The 19291-nt window shown below is 65.6% G+C and carries 20 protein-coding genes; 5 read left to right on the top strand and 15 right to left on the bottom strand.

Going from position 1 to position 19291, the window contains the following annotated elements; genetic code table 11:
* Positions 1–5: 5 nt before the first annotated feature.
* The 14 genes from C5F44_RS04615 to C5F44_RS04550 form a co-directional block, all read right to left on the bottom strand.
* On the bottom strand, positions 6–836 hold the full coding sequence (locus C5F44_RS04615; RefSeq protein WP_107672331.1) for a carbohydrate ABC transporter permease: 831 nt from the start codon (positions 834–836) through the stop codon (positions 6–8).
* A 15-nt stretch (positions 837–851) separates the two neighbouring features.
* Positions 852–1724 carry a carbohydrate ABC transporter permease gene (locus C5F44_RS04610; RefSeq protein WP_107672330.1) on the bottom strand — a complete coding sequence of 291 codons (873 nt, stop codon included), beginning with the start codon at positions 1722–1724 and terminating at the stop codon, positions 852–854.
* A gap of 96 nt (positions 1725–1820) precedes the next feature.
* Positions 1821–3134, bottom strand: a complete 1314-nt coding sequence (locus tag C5F44_RS04605; protein ID WP_107672329.1) for an ABC transporter substrate-binding protein — start codon at positions 3132–3134, stop codon at positions 1821–1823.
* 165 nt (positions 3135–3299) lie between these two features.
* Positions 3300–4265: a sugar-binding transcriptional regulator gene (locus C5F44_RS04600; RefSeq protein ID WP_107672328.1), complete on the bottom strand. Its 966-nt coding sequence runs from the start codon at positions 4263–4265 to the stop codon at positions 3300–3302.
* The gene (locus tag C5F44_RS04595; protein ID WP_107672327.1) at positions 4262–4930 is read right to left on the bottom strand and encodes an HAD family hydrolase; all 669 of its coding nucleotides are present in this window, start codon (positions 4928–4930) and stop codon (positions 4262–4264) included. The genes C5F44_RS04600 and C5F44_RS04595 overlap by 4 nt, the downstream gene beginning before the upstream one ends.
* A 103-nt stretch (positions 4931–5033) precedes the next feature.
* A complete protein-coding gene (locus tag C5F44_RS04590) occupies positions 5034–7223 on the bottom strand; it encodes a 3-hydroxyacyl-CoA dehydrogenase NAD-binding domain-containing protein (RefSeq protein ID WP_107672326.1) in 2190 nt (729 codons plus the stop codon).
* Positions 7220–7687: a cupin domain-containing protein gene (locus C5F44_RS04585; protein WP_219908661.1), complete on the bottom strand. Its 468-nt coding sequence runs from the start codon at positions 7685–7687 to the stop codon at positions 7220–7222. The genes C5F44_RS04590 and C5F44_RS04585 overlap by 4 nt, the downstream gene beginning before the upstream one ends.
* Complete coding sequence (locus C5F44_RS04580; protein WP_107672325.1) at positions 7687–8160, bottom strand: cupin domain-containing protein; 474 nt, start codon at positions 8158–8160, stop codon at positions 7687–7689. Before C5F44_RS04580 ends, C5F44_RS04585 begins: the two co-directional genes overlap by 1 nt.
* On the bottom strand, positions 8160–9371 hold the full coding sequence (locus C5F44_RS04575) for an acetyl-CoA C-acetyltransferase (protein WP_107672444.1): 1212 nt from the start codon (positions 9369–9371) through the stop codon (positions 8160–8162). The genes C5F44_RS04580 and C5F44_RS04575 overlap by 1 nt, the downstream gene beginning before the upstream one ends.
* A gap of 10 nt (positions 9372–9381) precedes the next feature.
* Positions 9382–10020 (bottom strand): glutathione S-transferase family protein, encoded by a 639-nt coding sequence (locus tag C5F44_RS04570; protein ID WP_107672324.1) that lies wholly within the window; start codon positions 10018–10020, stop codon positions 9382–9384.
* A gap of 269 nt (positions 10021–10289) precedes the next feature.
* A complete protein-coding gene (locus C5F44_RS04565) occupies positions 10290–10502 on the bottom strand; it encodes a hypothetical protein (RefSeq protein WP_107672323.1) in 213 nt (70 codons plus the stop codon).
* Positions 10503–10564: 62 nt separating this feature from the next.
* Complete coding sequence (locus tag C5F44_RS04560; RefSeq protein WP_107672322.1) at positions 10565–12340, bottom strand: acyl-CoA dehydrogenase C-terminal domain-containing protein; 1776 nt, start codon at positions 12338–12340, stop codon at positions 10565–10567.
* 37 nt (positions 12341–12377) lie between these two features.
* Positions 12378–12788 carry a MerR family transcriptional regulator gene (locus C5F44_RS04555; RefSeq protein WP_107672321.1) on the bottom strand — a complete coding sequence of 137 codons (411 nt, stop codon included), beginning with the start codon at positions 12786–12788 and terminating at the stop codon, positions 12378–12380.
* Between the two features lie 139 nt (positions 12789–12927).
* Positions 12928–13326 (bottom strand): MerR family transcriptional regulator, encoded by a 399-nt coding sequence (locus C5F44_RS04550; RefSeq protein WP_107672320.1) that lies wholly within the window; start codon positions 13324–13326, stop codon positions 12928–12930.
* A 100-nt stretch (positions 13327–13426) separates the two neighbouring features.
* Here C5F44_RS04550 and C5F44_RS04545 point away from each other — a divergent pair, with 100 nt between their 5' ends.
* The 5 genes from C5F44_RS04545 (at position 13427) to mmsB (ending at position 18331) form a co-directional block, all read left to right on the top strand.
* Positions 13427–13849, top strand: a complete 423-nt coding sequence (locus C5F44_RS04545; RefSeq protein ID WP_107672319.1) for a PaaI family thioesterase — start codon at positions 13427–13429, stop codon at positions 13847–13849.
* Positions 13846–14271: a PaaI family thioesterase gene (locus C5F44_RS04540; protein ID WP_107672318.1), complete on the top strand. Its 426-nt coding sequence runs from the start codon at positions 13846–13848 to the stop codon at positions 14269–14271. Before C5F44_RS04545 ends, C5F44_RS04540 begins: the two co-directional genes overlap by 4 nt.
* Before the next feature lie 185 nt (positions 14272–14456).
* Positions 14457–15536 carry a multiple monosaccharide ABC transporter substrate-binding protein gene (gene chvE / locus C5F44_RS04535; RefSeq protein ID WP_107672317.1) on the top strand — a complete coding sequence of 360 codons (1080 nt, stop codon included), beginning with the start codon at positions 14457–14459 and terminating at the stop codon, positions 15534–15536.
* A gap of 66 nt (positions 15537–15602) precedes the next feature.
* Positions 15603–17132, top strand: coding sequence for a multiple monosaccharide ABC transporter ATP-binding protein (gene mmsA / locus C5F44_RS04530; RefSeq protein ID WP_107672316.1), 1530 nt, complete (start codon positions 15603–15605; stop codon positions 17130–17132).
* Positions 17132–18331, top strand: coding sequence for a multiple monosaccharide ABC transporter permease (mmsB, locus tag C5F44_RS04525; RefSeq protein ID WP_107672315.1), 1200 nt, complete (start codon positions 17132–17134; stop codon positions 18329–18331). Before mmsA ends, mmsB begins: the two co-directional genes overlap by 1 nt.
* Positions 18332–18343: 12 nt before the next feature.
* Here mmsB and C5F44_RS04520 read toward each other — a convergent pair whose 3' ends face one another.
* The gene (locus C5F44_RS04520; protein WP_228156828.1) at positions 18344–19282 is read right to left on the bottom strand and encodes a LysR family transcriptional regulator; all 939 of its coding nucleotides are present in this window, start codon (positions 19280–19282) and stop codon (positions 18344–18346) included.
* Between the last annotated feature and the right edge of the window lie 9 nt (positions 19283–19291).

Below are 19291 nucleotides of genomic sequence, written 5' to 3'. Positions count from 1 at the left end.
TACCCTCACTTCACCGCGCCAAAGGTCAGGCCGCGCACAAGTTGTTTCTGGCTGAACCACCCCATGATCAGGATCGGTGCGATGGCCATGGTCGATGCCGCCGAGAGCTTGGCGTAGAACAGGCCCTGCGGGCTGGAGAAGCCGGCGATGAAGGCTGTCAGCGGGGCGGCGTTTACTGTGGTCAGGTTGATCGTCCAGAAACTTTCGTTCCAGGCGAGGATGATGTTCAGCAGCACGGTCGAGGCGATGCCGGGCACGGCCATCGGCGTCAGCACATAAAGGATTTCCTCGCGCAGGCCGGCACCGTCCATGCGGGCGGCTTCCAGAATGTCGGCGGGAATTTCCTTGAAGTAGGTGTAGAGCATCCAGATGATGATCGGCAGGTTGATCAGCATCAGCACCACGGTCAGGCCGATGCGGGTATCCAGAAGGCCAAGCCGGATGAAGATCAGGTAGATCGGCACCAGAACGCCCACGGCGGGCATCATCTTGGTGGACAGCATCCACATCAGCAGATCCTTGGTCCGCGCGCCGGGGACGAAGGCCATCGACCAGGCGGCGGGAATGGCGATGATCAGCCCCAGCAGGGTGGAGCCGATCGAGATCACCACCGAATTGACGAAGTAGCGGAAATAGGCGCGCTGGTCCTGCACGTCGATGTAGTTCTGGATCGTCCAGTCGAAGCCCAGGAAGATGGGCGGCGAGGCGACGGCCTGCGGTTCGGGCTTGAACGAGGTGAGCACGGTCCACAGGATGGGAAAGGCAATCAGCAGGGCGACAGACCAGGCCAGGCCGGTGTTGATCGCCTTGGCTTGCGGGGTGATGGCACGGGACATGGGGTATCCTTTCCGTCAGGCGTCGAGGTTCTTGCCGACCGCGCGCATCAGGAAGATGGCGACGATATTGGCCAGGATGACGGCGACCACGCCCCCGGCCGCGGCGGTGCCCACGTCCTTGTCGAGCGAGATTTCCTTGAAGATCAGATAGGGCAGCGTGGTCGAGGCGCTGCCGGGCCCGCCTTGCGTGGTGACCAGGATTTCCCCGAACACCCCCAGCAGGAAGATGGTCTGGATCAGCACGACCACGGTGATCGACCGGGCCAGATGCGGCAGGATGATGTAGAAGAACCGCGACACCGGGGGGGCGCCATCCATCTCGGCCGCCTCAAGCTCTTCTCCCGACAGGGATTGCAGGGCGGTCAGCAGGATCAGCGTGGCGAAGGGCAGCCATTGCCAGGACACGATCAGGATGATCGAGGCCAGCGGCGCCTGACCCAGAAAGTCAAAGGGGGGCAGCCCCAGATACTTGGCCGCTTCGCCGAAAAGCCCGTTGGTGGGATTGAAGAACATGTTCTTCCAGATCAGCGCCGCGACGGGCGGCATGATGAAGAAGGGCGAGATGACAAGGATGCGCACCACGCCCTGCCCCCACATCGGCCGCTCGATCAGAAGGGCGATCAGGATGCCAAGGACGACGGTGATCACCAGAACCGCGCCGACCAGGATCAGCGTGTTCAGGACCGCCAGACCGAAATCGGAGGACATCACGAAGCGGGTGTAATTGCCGAAATCGTTGAAGCCCTGGCGGTCGGGATACATCAGGTTGTAGCGCCGGAATGAAAACCACAGCGTCAGCACCAGCGGCACGATCATCCAGATCAGCAGCAGCACGACGCTGGGCGACAGCATCAGCCTTGCGGCAAGGCGTGAGGATTTTGTGGACATGACGGAAACTCCGGCAGCAACGGACAGGACGGCGGAGATCGGGCAAGGGTGGCGGGGCCGCGCACGGGAGTGGTGAGCGGCCCCGCCGGGGAGGGGTTACTGGATGTAACCCGCAGCGGTCATTTCGTCGGTGACCAGTTTCTGCGCGGCGGCAAGGGCATCATCCACCGATTTCTGCCCGGCAAGCGCGGCCGAGAATTCCTGGCCGACATTGGTGCCAAGGCCCTGGAATTCGGGGATGGCGACGAACTGCACGCCGACATAGGGCACCGGCTTGACGGTCGGCGCGGTCGGGTCAGCCGCGTTGATCGAGTCGATCGTCATCTTGGCGAAGGGCACCTTGGCGTATTCCGGGTTCGCATAAAGCGAGCTGCGGGTGCCCGGGGGGACGTTGGCCCAGCCTTCCTTGGACGCGACCAGCGCCAGATAGTCCTTGTTCGTGGCCCAGTTGATGAAGGCCTTGGCGGCATCCTGCTTCTGGCTGGAGGACGGGATCGCCAGCGACCAGGCCCAGAGCCAGTTGCCGCGCTTGCCCAGGCCGTTGTCGGGGGCAAGGGCGAAGCCCACCTTGTCGGCCACGGTCGAGGTCTTGGGGTCGGTCACGAAGGACGCGGCGACGGTGGCGTCGATCCACATGCCGCATTTGCCTTGCTGGAACAGCGTCAGGTTTTCGTTGAAGCCGTTGGCGCTGGCGCCGGGCGGGCCGTAGTTCGTCATCAGGTTCATGTAGGTGTCGAGCGTCGCCTTCCATTCCGGCTGATCGAACTGGGGCACCCATTTTTCATCGAACCAGCGCGCGCCGAAGCTGTTGGACATGGCGGTCAGGAAGGCCATGTTCTCGCCCCAGCCGGGCTTGCCGCGCAGGCAGATGCCATACTGTTCCTTGGCCTTGTCGGTCATCGCGGCCGCGGCCTTTTCGATGTCGGCCCAGGTCGGGGCTTCCGGCATGGTCAGGCCGGCGGCTTCCATCAGGTCGGTCCGGTACATGACCATCGAGCTTTCGCCGTAGAAGGGCGCGGCCAGAAGGTTGCCGTCCACGGTCAGGCCGCCACGGATGGCGGGCAGGATGTCATCAATGTCATATTCGGCGGGAAGGTCGTTCAGCGACACCAGCCAGCCCTGCTTGCCCCAGATCGGAACCTCATAGGTGCCGATGGTCATCACGTCATACTGACCGCCGCCGGTGGCGATGTCGGTGGTGACGTTCTGGCGCAGGGCGTTTTCTTCCAGCGTCACCCACTGAACCTTGATGTCGGGGTTCTTGGCATAGAAGTCGTCCATCAGACCCTGCATACGGATCATGTCGCCGTTGTTCACGGTGGCAACGGTGATGGTGGTTTCGGCCATCGCGGCGCCGGACAGCGCAAGCAATGCCGTCGCGCCCAGAAGCGCGCGCAGCGAAACAGTCATGGTTTCCTCCCTCAGCAGCGATTGAGCAATTGATCGCTTAGTGGGAAATTGCTCGCCATAGGACCGAATCGTCAAGCGGATTTTTCACACTTCGTGAGGAATCCGGGCAGCGCCCTTCAAATGCTGATCTTTTTTCCGGCAGTCCGCGAACGCAGGGCCGCGCCGTCAGCCCGCCAGCGCCAGAACCGCGCGGGCGGTGGGTTCGTCGGTCACCAGCCCGTTGACGATGCGCGCGGTCAGCGCCCCGGCGATGGCGGGAACCTTGGTCGCCCCGGCGGCAATGCCGATGGCGGGGCGGTCCAGCCCCGGTTCGACCCGAACCCCGCCGGTGCGGCGGTTGGTGCCAACCTCAAGATAGCGGCCGTCGCGGCGGAACACCCAGCCCGCCACCTCGCCCACGGCCCCGGCGGCCTGCATCGCGTCCAGTTCCTCACGGGTGACGAAGCCGTCTTTCAGCAGCGGCGCATCATCGGACATCTGGCCGATGCCGACAAAGATCACATCGGCCTGCCGCGCCAGATCGACCACGCGGCGAATGGGCGGCAGGGCGTGGAAGGCGGCGTTCTCTTCCGGCGTGGACGAGATCACCGGAACGGGCATCGGGTAATGCGGGGCGCGCACCTTGTCGGCCAGCCGCATCACCACATCGAAGAACGAAGCCGAGCCATCGGGGGCGATGTTGCCGATCAGCGAGACTAGGCGGTGATGTTCGGCGGCGATGCCATCGGACACCGCATCCACCATGCCGCGCAGCGCCCGCCCGGTGCCGAGCGCCAGCACCAACGGATCGGACATGCGCAGGAAGCGTTCGAATTCGGCGGCGGCGGCGGGGGCAATGGCGCGCACGCCATCGCTGCCGGGCCCAAGGTCGGGGGCAACGCGGCAGCGGGTCAGGCCGAAGCGCGCGGTCAGCGCCTTTTCCAGATCGACGCAGGCGCCGATGCGGTGATTCAGCCGGACATGGATCAGCCCTTCCGCCATGGCGCGGCTGACCAGGCGCTGCGCCCGCTGCCGGCTGACCCCCAGATCCTGCGCGATCTGGTCCTGCGTCAGCCCGCCGACATAATACAGCCAGCCCGCCCGGGCGGCTTCGTCCTGCAGGCTGGGTTCGGGGTCGGGGCGGGTGCTCATGCGGGTCCGGTCATGCTGGGGTCAATCTGGAAGAAATCTGCAAAGGAATCAAACCGCCGGTGTGGGCGGGCATCTTCGGGTTCATCGGGCAGGCTGTCGCGCAGATGGCTGCCGCCGGTAAAGCGCCAGACCTGCATCCCGGCGGCAAGCCCGGCCCGGATGCCGGTCAGGCTGTCTTCGATCACCAGACAGTCGGCGGGATCGGCGCCGCAACTGCGGGCGGCGTGCAGGAACAGATCGGGCGCGGGCTTGCCCTGCGGGACCATCGAGGCGGTGAAGAGGCGCAGTCCGGTCAGGCTACCAAGCCCCACCAGACGCAGCGAAAATTCGGCCCGGCCCGGGCTGGACGAGGTGGCCACGCAATGCGGCAGGGCCAGCCGGGCCAGCACGTCCTGCACATGCGGCATGATCCGAAGGTCACGTTCAAAGGCGGCCAGCAGGCGGGCGCGGTAATCGTCTTCAAAGGCGGGCGGCAGGTCGAGACCGAAATCGCGCCGGATGGTGGCCATCACCGTGGGGTAGCTGCGGCCCAGAAAATGCCGGGCGACATAGGGCAGGTCGATCTGCACGCCAAGCGCGGCCAAAGCCTGAACCAACATGCGCGCCGAGATGATCTCGCTGTCGATCAGCACGCCGTCGCAATCGAAGATGATCAGTTTCGCCACGCCGGACCCCGCCCCCGTTTCCTGTGGTGCAGGAAAGCAGAGGCGGGGCCGAAGGTGTAGCGGTTTCCGCAGGCGCGGCGGGGTGCGCCTGCGGAAGGCGGGATCATGCCGCGCGCTTTTCGCCGCCGAAGCGGCCGTAGAAGGTTTCGCCCTTCTCGGCCATTTCGCGCAGCAGGGCCGGCGCGTGGAAGCGCGGGCCGAACTGGGCGGTCAGGCCGCGGCAGATTTCCACCGCGCGGGCGGCGCCGATGATGTCCAGCCACGAGAACGGGCCGCCGGACCAGGGCGCGAAGCCCCAGCCAAGGATGGCGCCGACATCGCCTTCACGGATGTCGGTCAGCACGCCTTCCTCCAGCGCGCGGACCGCTTCCAGCACCTGCGCGAACAGCAGGCGGTGCTGCACATCGGTCAGGCTGGGCTGCATCTTGTCCTGCGGATACTTGGCCTCAAGCCCTTCCCACAGGGCAAGGCGTTCGCCCTTGTCGGAATAGGCGTAGAAGCCCGCGTTCGACTTGCGGCCAAGGCGGCCCTGATCGGCCATCCAGAACAGCACGTCATCGACCGCGCCATCGGGATAATCGGCGCCCATGGCGGCCTTGGTCGCCTTGGCGATCTTGACGCCAAGGTCGATCGAGGTTTCGTCCACCAGTTGCAGCGGCCCCAGCGGCATACCAACCAGCTTGGCCGCGTTTTCCACCAGAACCGGCTCGACCCCTTCGGCGACCATGCGGATGCCTTCGTTGATATAGGGGATGATGCAGCGGTTGGCGTAGAAGAAGCGCGCGTCGTTCACCACAATGGGCGTCTTGCGGATCTGGCGCACGAAATCCAGCGCCTTGGCAACGGCCACCTCGCCGGTTTCGCGGCCCTTGATGATTTCGACAAGGTTCATCTTGTCCACCGGGCTGAAGAAGTGGATGCCGATGAACTGCGCCGGCTTGTCCGATGCCTTGGCCAGTTGGGTGATCGGCAGGGTCGAGGTGTTGGTGGCGAAGATGGTGTCGGGGCCGGTGGCGGCCAGCACCTTCTTCGTGACCTCGGCCTTGACGCCCACGTCTTCGAACACCGCTTCCACGATCAGGTCAGCCCCGGCAAGGGCGGCGTAATCGGTGGTGGCGGTGATGCGGCCCAGAACCTCGGCCTTCTTCTCGGGCGTGACCTTGCCGCGCTTCATGCCCTTGTCGAGCAGGCCTTCGGAATGGGCGCGGCCGCGGTCGGCGGCCTCTTGGCTGTTGTCGATCAGCACCACCTCGATCCCGGCATTGGCGCTGACATAGGCGATGCCGGCGCCCATCATGCCGGCGCCGATGATGCCAACCTTCTTCACCGCCTGATCGGCGACCCTGGGCCGGTTCGCGCCTTTCTCAAGCGCCTCCTTGTTGATGAACAGCGAGCGGATCATCGCGCTGGAGGAGGGGTTCATCAGAACGCTGGTGAAGTGCCGCGCCTCGATCCGCAGGGCGGCGTCGAAGGGCACCAGCGCGCCTTCGTAGACGGCGGCCAGCAGGGCGCGGGCGGCGGGATAGACGCCCATCGTCTTGCCCATGACCATGGCATTGGCGCCGACAAAGGTCATGAAGCCGGCGGGGTGATAGGGCGCGCCGCCCGGCATCTTGTAGCCCTTGTCATCCCAGGGCTTGACCAGATCGGCGTCCTTGGCGTTCAGCACCCAGTCCTTCGCGCGGGCAAGCAGTTCGTCGGCCGGAACAACCTCGTCGATCAGGCCGGCGGATTTGGCGGCCTTGGGGTCCGACAGCTTGCCTTCCAGCAGGAAGGGCGCGGCCATCATGGCGCCCATCTTGCGGGCCAGGCGGGTGGTGCCGCCGGCGCCCGGGAAGATGCCGACCATGATTTCGGGCAGGCCGATCTTGGCCTTGGGATTTTCGGCGGCAAAGATGCGGTGGGTGGACAGCGGCAGTTCCAAGCCGATGCCCAGTGCGGTGCCCGGCAGGGCGGCGGCAATCGGCTTGCCGCCCTTTTTGGTCTTGGGGTCCATGCCGGCCAGTTCGATCTTGCGCAGAACCTTGTGCATGGTCATCACGCCGTCAAAGATCGCCTGCGCGCCGCCGGCCCGCATCTGGGCGATGACGTTCAGGTCCATCCCGCCGGCAAAATCCTTCTTGCCGCTGGTGATGACGATGCCCTTGACCGACGGGTCCGCCAGCGCCTGATCGACCAGATCCGACAGCAGGGCAAAGCCCGCGGTGGACATGACGTTCATCGACTTGGCCGGAACGTCCCAGGTGATGACGGCCACGCCATCGGGGCCGGTCTGCATGGTGAAATCGGTCATTTCTTTCCTCCTTGCGGGTAGGGCGTGCCGTCGCGATGCAAGTAGCGGCGGGCCTTGCCCTCTTTGTGGGTGATCAGGTCGTGATCGCTGTAATGGATGACATCCGAGACATTGCGGGTGCCGATGACGAGATAGCGGACAGGGGCGTCCGAACGGTTTTCAAGCCGGTGGCCGACCGGGTTTCCCGCGGGCCAGCAGGCGGCATCACCGGGGCGCAGAGTGGTTTCGCTGTCCTCGACCAGCACCGCCTCGCCCGAAAGGATCAGCACCATTTCGTCCTCGGTCTCGTGCCAGTGGCGGAAACCCGAGGCCGAACCGGGGGCCAGTTCCTCGATGAAGGCGCCGAACTGGGTCAGCCCGCCGGGATCGGAGATGAGCTGATAGCGATAGGGGCCAAGCCCGCTGCCCATAATGGCATGGGGGCTGTCGTCGGTTTCAAACGCGGGCAGCGTCACCTTTGGCATCAGCGCGGCCCCGCCCAATCGCTGCCGTCGCGATAGGTAAAGCGCGGCGGCTGGCCGGGCTCCATCTCGATGCGGAAATCGACATCGGAATAGGTCGCCACCTCACGCGGGGCCTTGGTGCCGACGATCAGGAAGGTGGCCGGCGCGTCCGAGCGGTTCTCGAAACGGTGGCCATTGACCACCCCCGCCTTCCAGCCGGCAAATTCGCCCGGTCCCATCGGGATGTCGCCCTCGTCCTCGACCAGCACCAGCATGCCGGTCAGGACCACGGCGAATTCATCCTCGTTCAGGTGCCAGTGGCGCAGCGAGGCCACCGCCCCCGGGTCCAGCCGAACCAGATTGGCGCCGAACTGCGTCAGCCCGGCCAGATCGCCCAGCCGGCGCGAGGACCGCCCTCGCACCATCGCCGCATAGGGCTCGGGGTAGATCGAGCCGGTGCGCAGCGGGGCGTCTTCGGGGTTCAGCTTGGGCATCACACCCTCTCGATGATGGTGGCCGCGCCCATGCCCGAGGCGATGCAGAGCGTGGCAAGGCCGGTGCCCTTGCCGGTGCGCTCCAGCTCATCCAGCAGGGTGCCGATGATGATGGCGCCGGTCGCGCCCAGCGGGTGGCCCATGGCGATGGAGCCGCCATTGGGGTTGACCAGCGCCGGGTCCACGTCGAAGGCCTGCATGAAGCGCAGCACGACACTGGCGAACGCCTCGTTCACCTCGAACAGGTCGATGTCCTTGATGGACATGCCGCTGTCGCGCAGGATCTTTTCGGTCACCGGAACCGGGCCGGTCAGCATGATCGTCGGATCGGTGCCGATCTTGGCCGTGGCGCGGATGCGGGCGCGCGGCTTAAGGCCGTGGTCGCGGCCGAATTCGGCATTGCCGATCAGCACGGCGGCGGCCCCGTCCACGATGCCGCTGGAATTGCCGGCATGGTGGATATGCTCGATCCGCTCCAGATGCGGGTATTTCATCATCGCCAGCTTGTCGAAGCCGGGCATCACCTCGCCCATGTCCTTGAAGCTGGCCTTAAGGGCCCCCAGCGCCTCGAGCGTGGTGTCGGGGCGCATGTATTCGTCGCGGTCAAGGATGGTCAGGCCGTTGCGGTCCTTGACCGGCACGACCGAGCGGGAAAAGCGCCCGTCCTTCCAGGCGGCCGCGGCGCGGCGCTGCGATTCCACGGCCAGCGCATCGGCCTGTTCGCGGGTGAAGCCGTATTCGGTGGCGATGATGTCGGCCGAAATACCCTGCGGAACGAAATAGGTTTTCATCGCCAGCGTCGGGTCCACGGCGATGGCCGCGCCGTCGCTGCCCATGGCAACCCGGCCCATCATCTCGACCCCGCCGGCAATATAGGCCCGGCCGGCGCCGCCCTTCACCTGGTTGGCGGCGATGTTCACCGCCTCCATCCCGCTGGCGCAGAAGCGGTTGATCGCAAGGCCGGGAATGGATTCGTCCAGATCCGACAGCAGCACCGCGCTGCGGGCCAGGCAGCCGCCCTGTTCGCCGACCTGGGTGACATTGCCCCAGATCACGTCTTCCACCGCATGGCCGGTCAGGCCGTTGCGGTCCTTGACCGCGTTCAGCAGGCCCGCGGACAGCGCCACCGAGGTGACCTCGTGCAACGAGCCATCGGGGCGGCCCTTGCCGCGCGGGGTGCGGACGGCGTCATAGATGAAAGCTTCGGTCATGGTCATCTCCTCAGGCGGTGGCGGGCGGAAAGGCCCGCGGCATCAGGTCATAGGGGTGTTTCCAGCCCGGCAGGGCGGAAAGGCGGCTCATCCAGGCGTCGATCCGCGGCCAGTCGGCCCGGACGAAACCGAAAGGTTCGGGGTAGTAAAGATAGGAAGCCAGAGACAGATCCGCGATGCTGGGGCGGCCGTTCGCCACCCAGTCGCGGCTGGCAAGATGGTCCTCCAGCACGGCATAGGCGGCCTTGAGCCGGCCCTGCTGGAAGGCGATCGCCTGTTCGGGGCGCTTTTCGGGCGGCAGAAAGTTCATCAGGAAGCGGGTGGTGCCGATCTGGGCCGAGAACTTGTGATTGTCCCAGAACAGCCAGCGCAGGATCTCGTCCTCTTCCTCTTCGCTGGCCCAGCCGAACTGGCCGGTCTTGCGGGCCAGGTGGCGCAGCATCACCGCCGATTGCGTCAGCGTGCGGCCGTCCAGCCGCAGCACCGGCACCTCGCCCATCGGGTTGATCGCGCGGAAGGCGGGGCTGCGTGCCTCGCCGGCGAAGAAGTTGACAAAGACCGGCTGCCAGGCGGTGCCGGTCAGCGTCAGCATCTGCGCCACCTTCGCCGCGTTGCCGCTTTCACCAAAGCACCAGAGCTGCGCTGTCATCCTATCCTCCCTGTGGCGGCGGCGGACCGGGGGCTTCGCGCCCCCGGACCCCCGCGGGGTATTTGGGCCAAGATGAAGCAACGGTTTGTTAACCAGTGCCTCGTAGTCTTGACCGGCGGTACAGGCTGGGGAGCCGATGACCGCCCGAGGTGAAGCCCCGTTCCGAAGCCCCGTATAGCCAGGACGGACAGTCGGAACGGGGTGGACCCATCTTCATCTTAGTCCAAATACCCCCGCCGGAGGCATCCGCCGGGTCCGCCCGCCCTGCCCTAGCCCTTGCGCGCCTCCAGCTCCGAGTTGAACAGGCGCAGCCGGTGGGCGAGGGTGTCCTGATCGGTCACGCTGTCGAAATGTTCGAACAGGAAGGACAGCGCCTCGCCCTCGTCCAGCCCGGCCTCGGCGGCAAAGCGTTTCAGCCGGCGATAGCCGTCCTCGGTCATGGCGACGGGGAAGCGGCGGGTCAGGCGGAAACGCTTGGGCATCTGGGAACCTCCGGTCGGGCTGGGGGCAAAGTCCCTTTGGCAAGGGCCTTGCCCCCCGCAGGTTAGAACGCCTCGGCCGGCAAGGCCATCACCGGATCGGCGCCGCTTTCGATGCGGGCAAGGTGCATCCCGCAGGCGGGCATCTGGCGGGCCATGTAGTAGCGGCCCGTTGTCACCTTGGCGTTCAGGAAGTCGGCGTCGCCGCGGCCTTCGTCCAGCGCGGTGAAGGCGGCCTTGGCCATCCGCGTCCACATCAGGCCCATGCAGACATGGCCGGCAAGGTGGAGGAAGTCGGTCGAACCCGCCAGCGCCGCGTCGGGGTTCTTCATGCCGTTCTGCATGAAGAACATCGCCGCCTGCTGCATCTGCTTGGAGGCGGTTTTCAGCGCTTCCGCGAAGGGCTTCATCCGCTCGTCGCCGTCATGCGCCTTCACCTCGGCCTTGATCAGGTCGAAGAAGGCCATGACATGCTTGCCGCCATCGGTGGCCAGCTTGCGGCCGACCAGATCCAGCGCCTGCACGCCGTTGGCGCCTTCGTAGATCATGGCGATGCGGGCATCGCGGACGAATTGCGAGACGCCGGTATCCTCGATGTAGCCATGGCCACCGAACACCTGCTGGGCCTGCACCGCAGCGTCAAAGCCCTTGTCGGTCTGGAAGCCCTTGATGACCGGGGTCAGCAGGCCGATCAGGCCGTCGGCATCGGCATCGTTCAGCCGGTGGGCGCGGTCGATCAGGCTGGCGCCCCAGTAGGTCAGGGCGCGGGCGCCTTCGACAAAGCTCTTCTGGTCCATCAGGCTGCGGCGGATGTCGGGGTGCACGATCAGCGGGTCGGCCGGGCCGTCGGGGTTCTTGGTGCCGGTCACCGCGCGGCCCTGCAGGCGTTCGCGGGCATAGGCGACGGCGGCCTGATAGGCGCTTTCGGCCACGGCATAGCCTTGCAGGCCGACGCCGAGGCGGGCTTCGTTCATCATGGTGAACATCGCCCGCATCCCCTTGTGCAGGTCGCCCAGAAGATAGCCGGTGGCGCCTTCGAAGCCCATCACGCAGGTGGCGCTGCCGTTGATGCCCATCTTGTGTTCCAGCCGCTCGGCGCGCAGCGCATTGCGGGCGCCAAGGCTGCCGTCGGCGTTCACCAGGAACTTGGGCACGATGAAGAGCGAGATGCCCTTGGTGCCTTCGCCGCCGCCCGGGGCCTTGGCCAGCACCAGGTGGATGATGTTCTCGGCCAGGTCATGTTCGCCGGCGGAGATGAAGATCTTCTGCCCGGTGATGCGGTAGCTGCCATCGGCCTGCGGCTCGGCGCGGGTGCGCATCAGGCCAAGGTCGGTGCCGCAATGCGGCTCGGTCAGGTTCATCGTGCCGGTCCATTCGCACGAGATCAGCTTCGGCGCATAGGTGGCCTTCTGTTCGGCGCTGCCATGCACCAGAATGGCCGAACAGGCGCCGTGGGTCAGGCCCTGATACATGTTGAACGCCATGTTGGCCGACACGAAGCCTTCGTTGACGGCGGTGTTCATGATGTAGGGCAGGCCCTGACCCCCGAATTCCTCGGGGCCGTCCAGCGCCGTCCAGCCGCCTTCGCGCATCGAGGCGAAGGCCGCGCGGAACCCGTCCGGCGTGCGCACCACGCCGTTTTCCAGCACGCAGCCCTGCTGGTCGCCCACGGCGTTCAGCGGGGCCAGCAGGTCGGATGCCACCTTGCCCGCCTCTTCCAGAACGGCGGCGGTGAAGCCTTCATCAAGGTCGGCATAGCCGGGAATCCCCGAATCGGTAACCTTTAGCACGTCGTGCAGCAGGAACTGCATGTCCTTCACGGGGGCGGTATAACCGGGCATTGTCTCTCTCTCCCTCAAAGTCCTGGTGGCAGCGGCGTCAGGCGGCGGCGGTGCCACCGCGTTTCACTTCGGCAATCAGCGTGGCGCCGGCCGCAAGTTCGGTTTTCAGTTCGGCAATCGCCTCGTCCAGTTCGGCGCGCTGCGCCTCCATGATGGCCAGCCGTTCACAGGCCAGGGCGAAGGTATGCTCCATCTGCGGCAGGTTGGTGCCCTGCCGGTCATACAGGTCCAGCGTCTGGCGAATGTCTTCCAGGCTGAAGCCGAAGCGCTTGCCGCGCAGGATCAGCTTGAGCCGGGCGCGGTCGCGGCGGGTGTAAAGCCGCCGGGCCCCTTCGCGCAGCGGCGAAATCAGCTCTTTCGCCTCATAGAAACGCAGGGTCCGCGGCGTGACTTCGAAGGCGTCACACATCTGGCGGATCGTCATGTGATCGTCGGTGCGGGCGGTCATCTCAATCTCGCTGGCAAAGGCGCATCTCCCAAACAGGATGGGCGCCGTCGAGACTGTCTAACAGGGCGGTTGACGTTAACGTCAGCGTAACGTCACGTCACGCCGGACGCTGACGTTCGGTCAGCCGGGGCGGGGCGCGTCAGGCCCCTGCCCCGCCCTTCGGCAGGCGATCCATCTCGTCCACCGCGGTGGCCCGCAGCGCCTTGAGATCGGCGATGGTGGTGTCCAGTTCGGCGCGCTGGCGATCCAGTTCGCCCAGTTGCCGGTCGGCCAGTTGCAGCCAGGCCTCAAGCTGCGGGCGTTCGCCCTTCTTGCCGTAGATCAGCAGCCACTGGCGGATTTCCTCCAGCGAAAAACCGAAGCGGCGGCCGCGCAGGATCAGTTTCATGCGGGCAATTTCGCGGGGGCCGTAGAAGCGGGAGCGGCCCTCCTTTTCGGGGAACAGAAGCTCGATATACTCGTAATAACGCAAGGTGCGGGGAGTAACGTCGAACTTCGCGCACATTTCCTTGAAGCTGAGACGTGTCGCGTCGGTCATGGTGATCCTCCTGCATACAGCCTAGGGCCAACGGCAGGCGTGACGCAACGGTTGCCGTGCGCGGGCTTGCACTTCGCGGAGGGCTGGGTTTCATGGCGGCATGACGGAAATCACACGCATCGCCCGCCAGTTCATCGAAGCCCTGCCCCATGCGGCGGCGCTGGGGCTGCGGCTGGAGGAGATCGGGGACGGGCGGGCGGTGATCGCCATGCCCTATGACCCACGGCTGATCGGCGATCCGGCCTCGGGGGTGATCCATGGCGGCGCGGTCAGCGCGGTGATGGATACCGCGTCCGGGGCGGCGGTCATGTCGCATCCGGCGGGCCCCGCCTCGACCGCGACGCTGGACCTGCGGATCGACTACATGCGCCCGGCCACGCCCGGCCAGACCATCCGCGCCCGCGCGCATTGCCATCATGTGACGCGCTCGGTCGCCTTTGTCAGCGTGGTGGCGACGGATGACGATGAAACGCGCCCGGTGGCCATGGGTCACGGCGCCTTTACGGTGGACCGGCCCCGATGACAGATGCACGCGAGGAAACCCTGCGCGGGCTGACCGGGGGGATTCCCTATCTGCAATTCCTCGGGATGCGGTTCGAACGGTCGGGCGACGAACTGACCGCCGTGCTGCCCTTTACCCCGCATCTGATCGGCAATCCGGTGATCCCGGCGCTGCATGGCGGGGTGACGGCGGCCTTTCTTGAGGTGACGGCGATTGTCGGGCTGGTCTGGGCCGGGCTTGGCGAAGGCGTGCAGGTTTCGGCGCTGCCCAAGACCATTGATCTGACGGTCGATTATCTGCGTGCGGGCCAGCCGAAGGATTCCTTCGCCCGCGCCCGCATCAACCGCTCGGGCCGGCGCTATGCCAGCGTGCAGGTCGAGGCCTGGCAGGACGATCCCGCCCGCCTGTTTGCGCAAGGCAACGGCCATTTCCTGATGCCCTGACCGCAGGCCACGGGGCCGCCGGCAGTCATTCCATGCCGGCATCATACCATTTTCGGTATGCGTAACTCGGGAATCCAAATTTGACGGTAATGGGTTTTGCCCGCAAGAGTCATTGTGCGACAGGATGACGCCTTGGCGTCGTGCTGAATGAAAGAATTGCAGAACTGCTTTTTAGGGAGGAAAGCATGAAGCTCTCAAGACGGGCCGCCCTGGCCCTGGCCAGCGCACTGGTCACCAGCGCCACCATCGCCACCGTGCCGGCCATGGCACAGGACAAGCCCACGGTCGGCATCGCGATGCCGACGAAATCGTCGTCGCGCTGGATTTCGGACGGCAATTCGATGGTCGAGCAGTTCAAGGCCGCCGGCTACGACACCGATCTGCAATACGCCGAAGACGACATTCCGAACCAGTTGGCGCAGATCGAGAACATGATCACCAAGGGCGTCGATGTTCTGGTGATTGCCGCCATCGACGGCACCACCCTGTCGAACGCGCTGGAAAACGCGCAGGCGGCGGGGATCAAGGTCATCGCCTATGACCGGCTGATCCGCGAAAGCGGCGCGGTGGACTATTACGCCACCTTCGACAACTTCAAGGTCGGCGTGCTGCAGGCCAACAGCCTGGTGCAGTGCCTGAAGGAACGCTTCCCCGACCAGAAGCCGTTCAATGTGGAACTGTTCGGCGGCAGCCCCGACGACAACAACGCCTTCTTCTTCTACAACGGCGCGATGTCGGTGCTGCAACCGATGATCGACGCGGGCGAGATCGCCGTGCCTTCGGGGCAGATGGGGATGGATGTCGTGGGCACGCTGCGCTGGGATGGCGCGGTGGCGCAGTCGCGCATGGATAACCTTCTGTCGGCCAACTATGGCGACAAGGTGCTGAACGGCGCGCTGTCGCCCTATGACGGGCTGTCGATCGGCATCCTGTCGTCGGTCAAGGGCGTGGGCTATGGCTCGGGCGATCTGAAGATGCCCTGCGTCACCGGCCAGGACGCCGAGGTTCCCAGCGTCAAGTCGATGATGGCGGGTGAGCAGTATTCGACCGTGTTCAAGGACACCCGCGCGCTGGCCGCCGTGACCGTGAAGATGGTCGATGCGGTATTGAAGGGCAGCGAGCCCGAGATCAACGACACCACCACCTATGACAACGGCGTCAAGGTCGTGCCGTCCTACCTGCTGGAACCGATGTCGCTGGGCGTCGGCGACATCGAGAAGGTGCTGGTCGAGTCCGGCTACTACACCGCCGACCAGTTGAAATAAGCGTTTGTTGCGGTTTGGCCCGCCCCGGATCTCCGGGGCGGGCCTGCTTCCTTGTGGGGGGGAAGGATGACGGCTCTTCTGGAAATGCGCGGGATCGGCAAGGCCTTTCCCGGTGTGCGCGCGCTGGACCATGTGAACCTTTCGGTCGAGGCGGGCGAGATTCACGCCATCTGCGGCGAGAATGGCGCCGGCAAGTCAACGCTGATGAAAATCCTGTCCGGCGTTTACCCGCAGGGCAGCTATGAAGGCGAGATCGTCTATGACGGCGAGACGCTTGCCCTGCGCGGTATCCGCGACAGCGAGGCGAAGGGCATCATCATCATCCATCAGGAACTGGCGCTGGTGCCGCTGCTGTCGATTGCCGAGAACCTGTTTCTGGGCAACGAGGTGGCGCGGCGCGGCGTGATCAACTGGCCCGAGGCGTTCCAGAAGACCGAGGGCTGGCTGGCCAAGGTGGGGCTGAACGAACCGCCAGCCACCCCGGTCGGCAAGCTGGGCGTGGGCAAGCAGCAGTTGATCGAGATCGCCAAGGCGCTGGCCAAGGACGTGCGCCTGCTGATCCTGGACGAGCCGACAGCGGCCCTGCAGGAAAATGACAGCGAAAAGCTGCTGGACCTGATGCTGGAGCTGAAGGCGCAAGGGGTGACGCAGATCATCATCAGCCACAAGCTGAACGAGATTTCCCGCGTGGCCGACCGCATCACGGTGCTGCGCGACGGGCGGTCAGTTTCAACCATGGACCGCGACGAGATTTCCGAGGACCGCATCATCCGCGACATGGTGGGCCGCGACATGGCGCACCGCTATCCCGAACGGGTGCCGAATGTCGGCGCGGTGCTGATGGAGGTGGAGGGCTGGTCGGTCTGGCACCCCGAGCAGCGTGAGCGGCAGGTGATCCACGACGCCGCGCTGACCGTGCGGCGGGGCGAGATCGTCGGCATCGCCGGGCTGATGGGCGCGGGGCGCACCGAACTGGCGATGAGCCTGTTCGGCCGCAGCTACGGACGCGGCCAGACGGGCACGGTGCGGATGAACGGGCAGCCGGTCGATGTCTCGACCGTGCAGAAGGCCATCGCGGCGGGCCTGTCCTATGTGACCGAGGACCGCAAGGTTCTGGGCCTGATCCTGGAAGAACCCATCCTGCGCAACATCAGCCTGGCCAACCTGGCCGGCGTGGCGCTGCGCGGCGTGCTGGACAAGCGGCGCGAGGCACAGGTGGCCGAGGATTACCGCCGCGCGCTGGCGATCCGCACGCCGGGCGTGTTGCAGAAGGTGGTGAACCTGTCGGGCGGCAACCAGCAGAAGGTGGTGCTGTCGAAATGGCTGTTCACCGATCCGCAGGTGCTGATCCTGGACGAACCCACCCGCGGCATCGACGTGGGCGCCAAGTTCGAGATCTACCAGTTGATGAACGATCTGGTCGCGCAAGGGCGCGGCGTGGTGATGATCTCGTCGGAAATGCCCGAGCTTCTGGGCATGTGCGACCGGATCTATGTGATGAATGAGGGCCGCCTGGTGGGGGAACTGACCCGCGCCGAGGCAAGCCAGGAACGGATCATGGGAATGATCCTCGGGACGACAGGAAAGGCTGCGTGATGGCGGAAAAGGGACTGGGCGCCCATCTGGGCGGGCACCTGCGCGAAAACGGGATGCTGGTGGCGCTGGTCGCCATCGTGTTCTTCTTCACCGTCATCGTGCGGGTGATGATCGACGTGGATTTCCTGTCGGCGCAGAACATCACCAACCTGTTCCTGCAGAACAGCTATGTCATCATCATGGCGCTGGGGATGCTGCTGGTGATCGTGTCGGGGCATATCGACCTGTCGGTCGGGTCGGTCGCGGCCTTTACCGGGGCCATCGCGGCGGCGCTGACGGTCAAGGCCGGGCTGCCGGTCTGGGTGGTGATCCCGGTCACGCTGCTGGCCGGGGCGGCCATCGGCGCGGCGCAGGGTTATTGGGTGGCGTTCTGGCGCATCCCGTCCTTCATCGTGACGCTGGCGGGGATGCTGGTATTCCGCGGCCTGACGCTGTGGCTGCTGGGCGGCCAGAACATCGGCCCCTTCCCCAAGGCGTTCCAGTCGATGTCCAACGGCTTTGTCCCCGACCTGTTCGGCGACTGGGATCAGGCGCTGCTGGGCATGGACCGGCTGAACGGCACGGCCGTTCTGGTGGTGGTGATCGCGGCGGCGGTGCTGATCTGGCTGGGCCTGCGGGCGCAGAAACGCGATGTGGAATTCGGCATTGCCCCCGAACCGCCGGCGCTGTTCTGGGCGCGCAATCTGGTGGTTTCGGCCGCGCTGATCTTTGTCGGCTGGAAGCTGGCACAGTTCCGGGGCCTGCCGAACGTGCTGGTCATCCTGGTGGTGCTGACGGTGCTGTACGCCTTCTTCACCGAGAACACGACGGCGGGGCGCCGGATCTATGCCACCGGCGGCAATGAAAAGGCGGCCAAGCTGTCGGGGATCCGCACCAACCGGCTGGTGTTCTGGTGCTTTGTCAACATGGGGGCGCTGGCGGCGCTGGCGGGGATGATCGTCACCGCACGGCTGAACAGCGCCACACCCAAGGCCGGCGTCGGGTTTGAGCTGGACGTGATCGCGGCGGTCTTCATCGGCGGCGCGTCCATGGCGGGCGGCACCGGGCGGATCGTCGGCGTGGTGGTCGGCGCGCTGATCATGGGCGTGATGAACAACGGCATGTCCATCCTGGGGATCGGCATCGACTATCAGCAGGTGATCAAGGGGCTGGTGCTGCTGGCCGCCGTGGCCTTCGACGTTTACAACAAGAACAAGTAAGCCGGGGCGCGATCAGCCGCCCTGATCGCGGGCAAGCTGCGCGATGACGCCTTCGCGCAGCCGCAGCGCCAGCGCCGAAAGGTGCCGCCGCTTCAGGTGCAACAGGTAATAGGGTGACACCCGCAGGTCATGCGCCACGGGCAGCACGCAGAACTGCGCGCTGATCGGCGGGCGGATCAGCAGCTCTGTCACCTCGGCCGACAGGGGCGCGATGGCATCGGTCTGCGCCAGATAGGCCAGCGTCAGCAGGGTTGACGGGCTGTTGACCACATTCTGCGGTTCCGACAGGCCAAGCCCGGCAAAGGCCGACAGCGTGGCCTCGCGGATGGGGGCGCCGCGCTGCTGCATGATCCATTCATAGCCCAGAAGCTCGGTCAGGGTGACGATGGGCGCGCGCATCAGCGGATGCCCCTGCCGGACAAGGAAGGCAACCTTTTCGTCGCGCATCGGATGGATGCTGAAATCGGTGCTGTCGAATTCGGGCAGGATGCGGGCCAGCACGAAATCCATCTCGCCGGCAACAAGCTGGGTCATCAGATCGCGCGAGGGCATCACGTCCACGGTGATTTCGGCGTTGGGGGCAACTTCCTTGACCTCGCGGATGGCGGAGACCAGGTAGTTGACCGCCGGCCCCGTGACCGAACCGACGCGGACCGACCCGCCCAGACCTTCGCGCAGGTTTTCCAGATCGACGACCATGCCGGCCATCTCGCGCAGGATGACGCTGGCGCGGCGCAGCACGGCCAGACCGAATTCGGTGGGCACCATGCCGCGCGGCTGGCGCAGGAACAGCGAGGCGCCCAACTGTCGCTCCGTCTCGGCCAGCATCCGCGAGGCGGCGGGTTGCGACATGCCGACGATTTCGGCGGCAAGCTGCACCTGCCCGTGTTCGGCAATGGCCTGCAACAGACGCAGTTGCGCGGGCTTCAGCATCTGGCGGGCGGCGGGCATGGCTATACC

This window comes from Fuscovulum blasticum DSM 2131, from assembly GCF_003034965.1.
In the GTDB taxonomy this organism is placed as follows: Bacteria; Pseudomonadota; Alphaproteobacteria; order Rhodobacterales; family Rhodobacteraceae; genus Pseudogemmobacter; species Pseudogemmobacter blasticus.
Note: the sequence above shows the minus strand (reverse complement) of the source record. Positions and strands in the feature narration are given on the sequence as shown.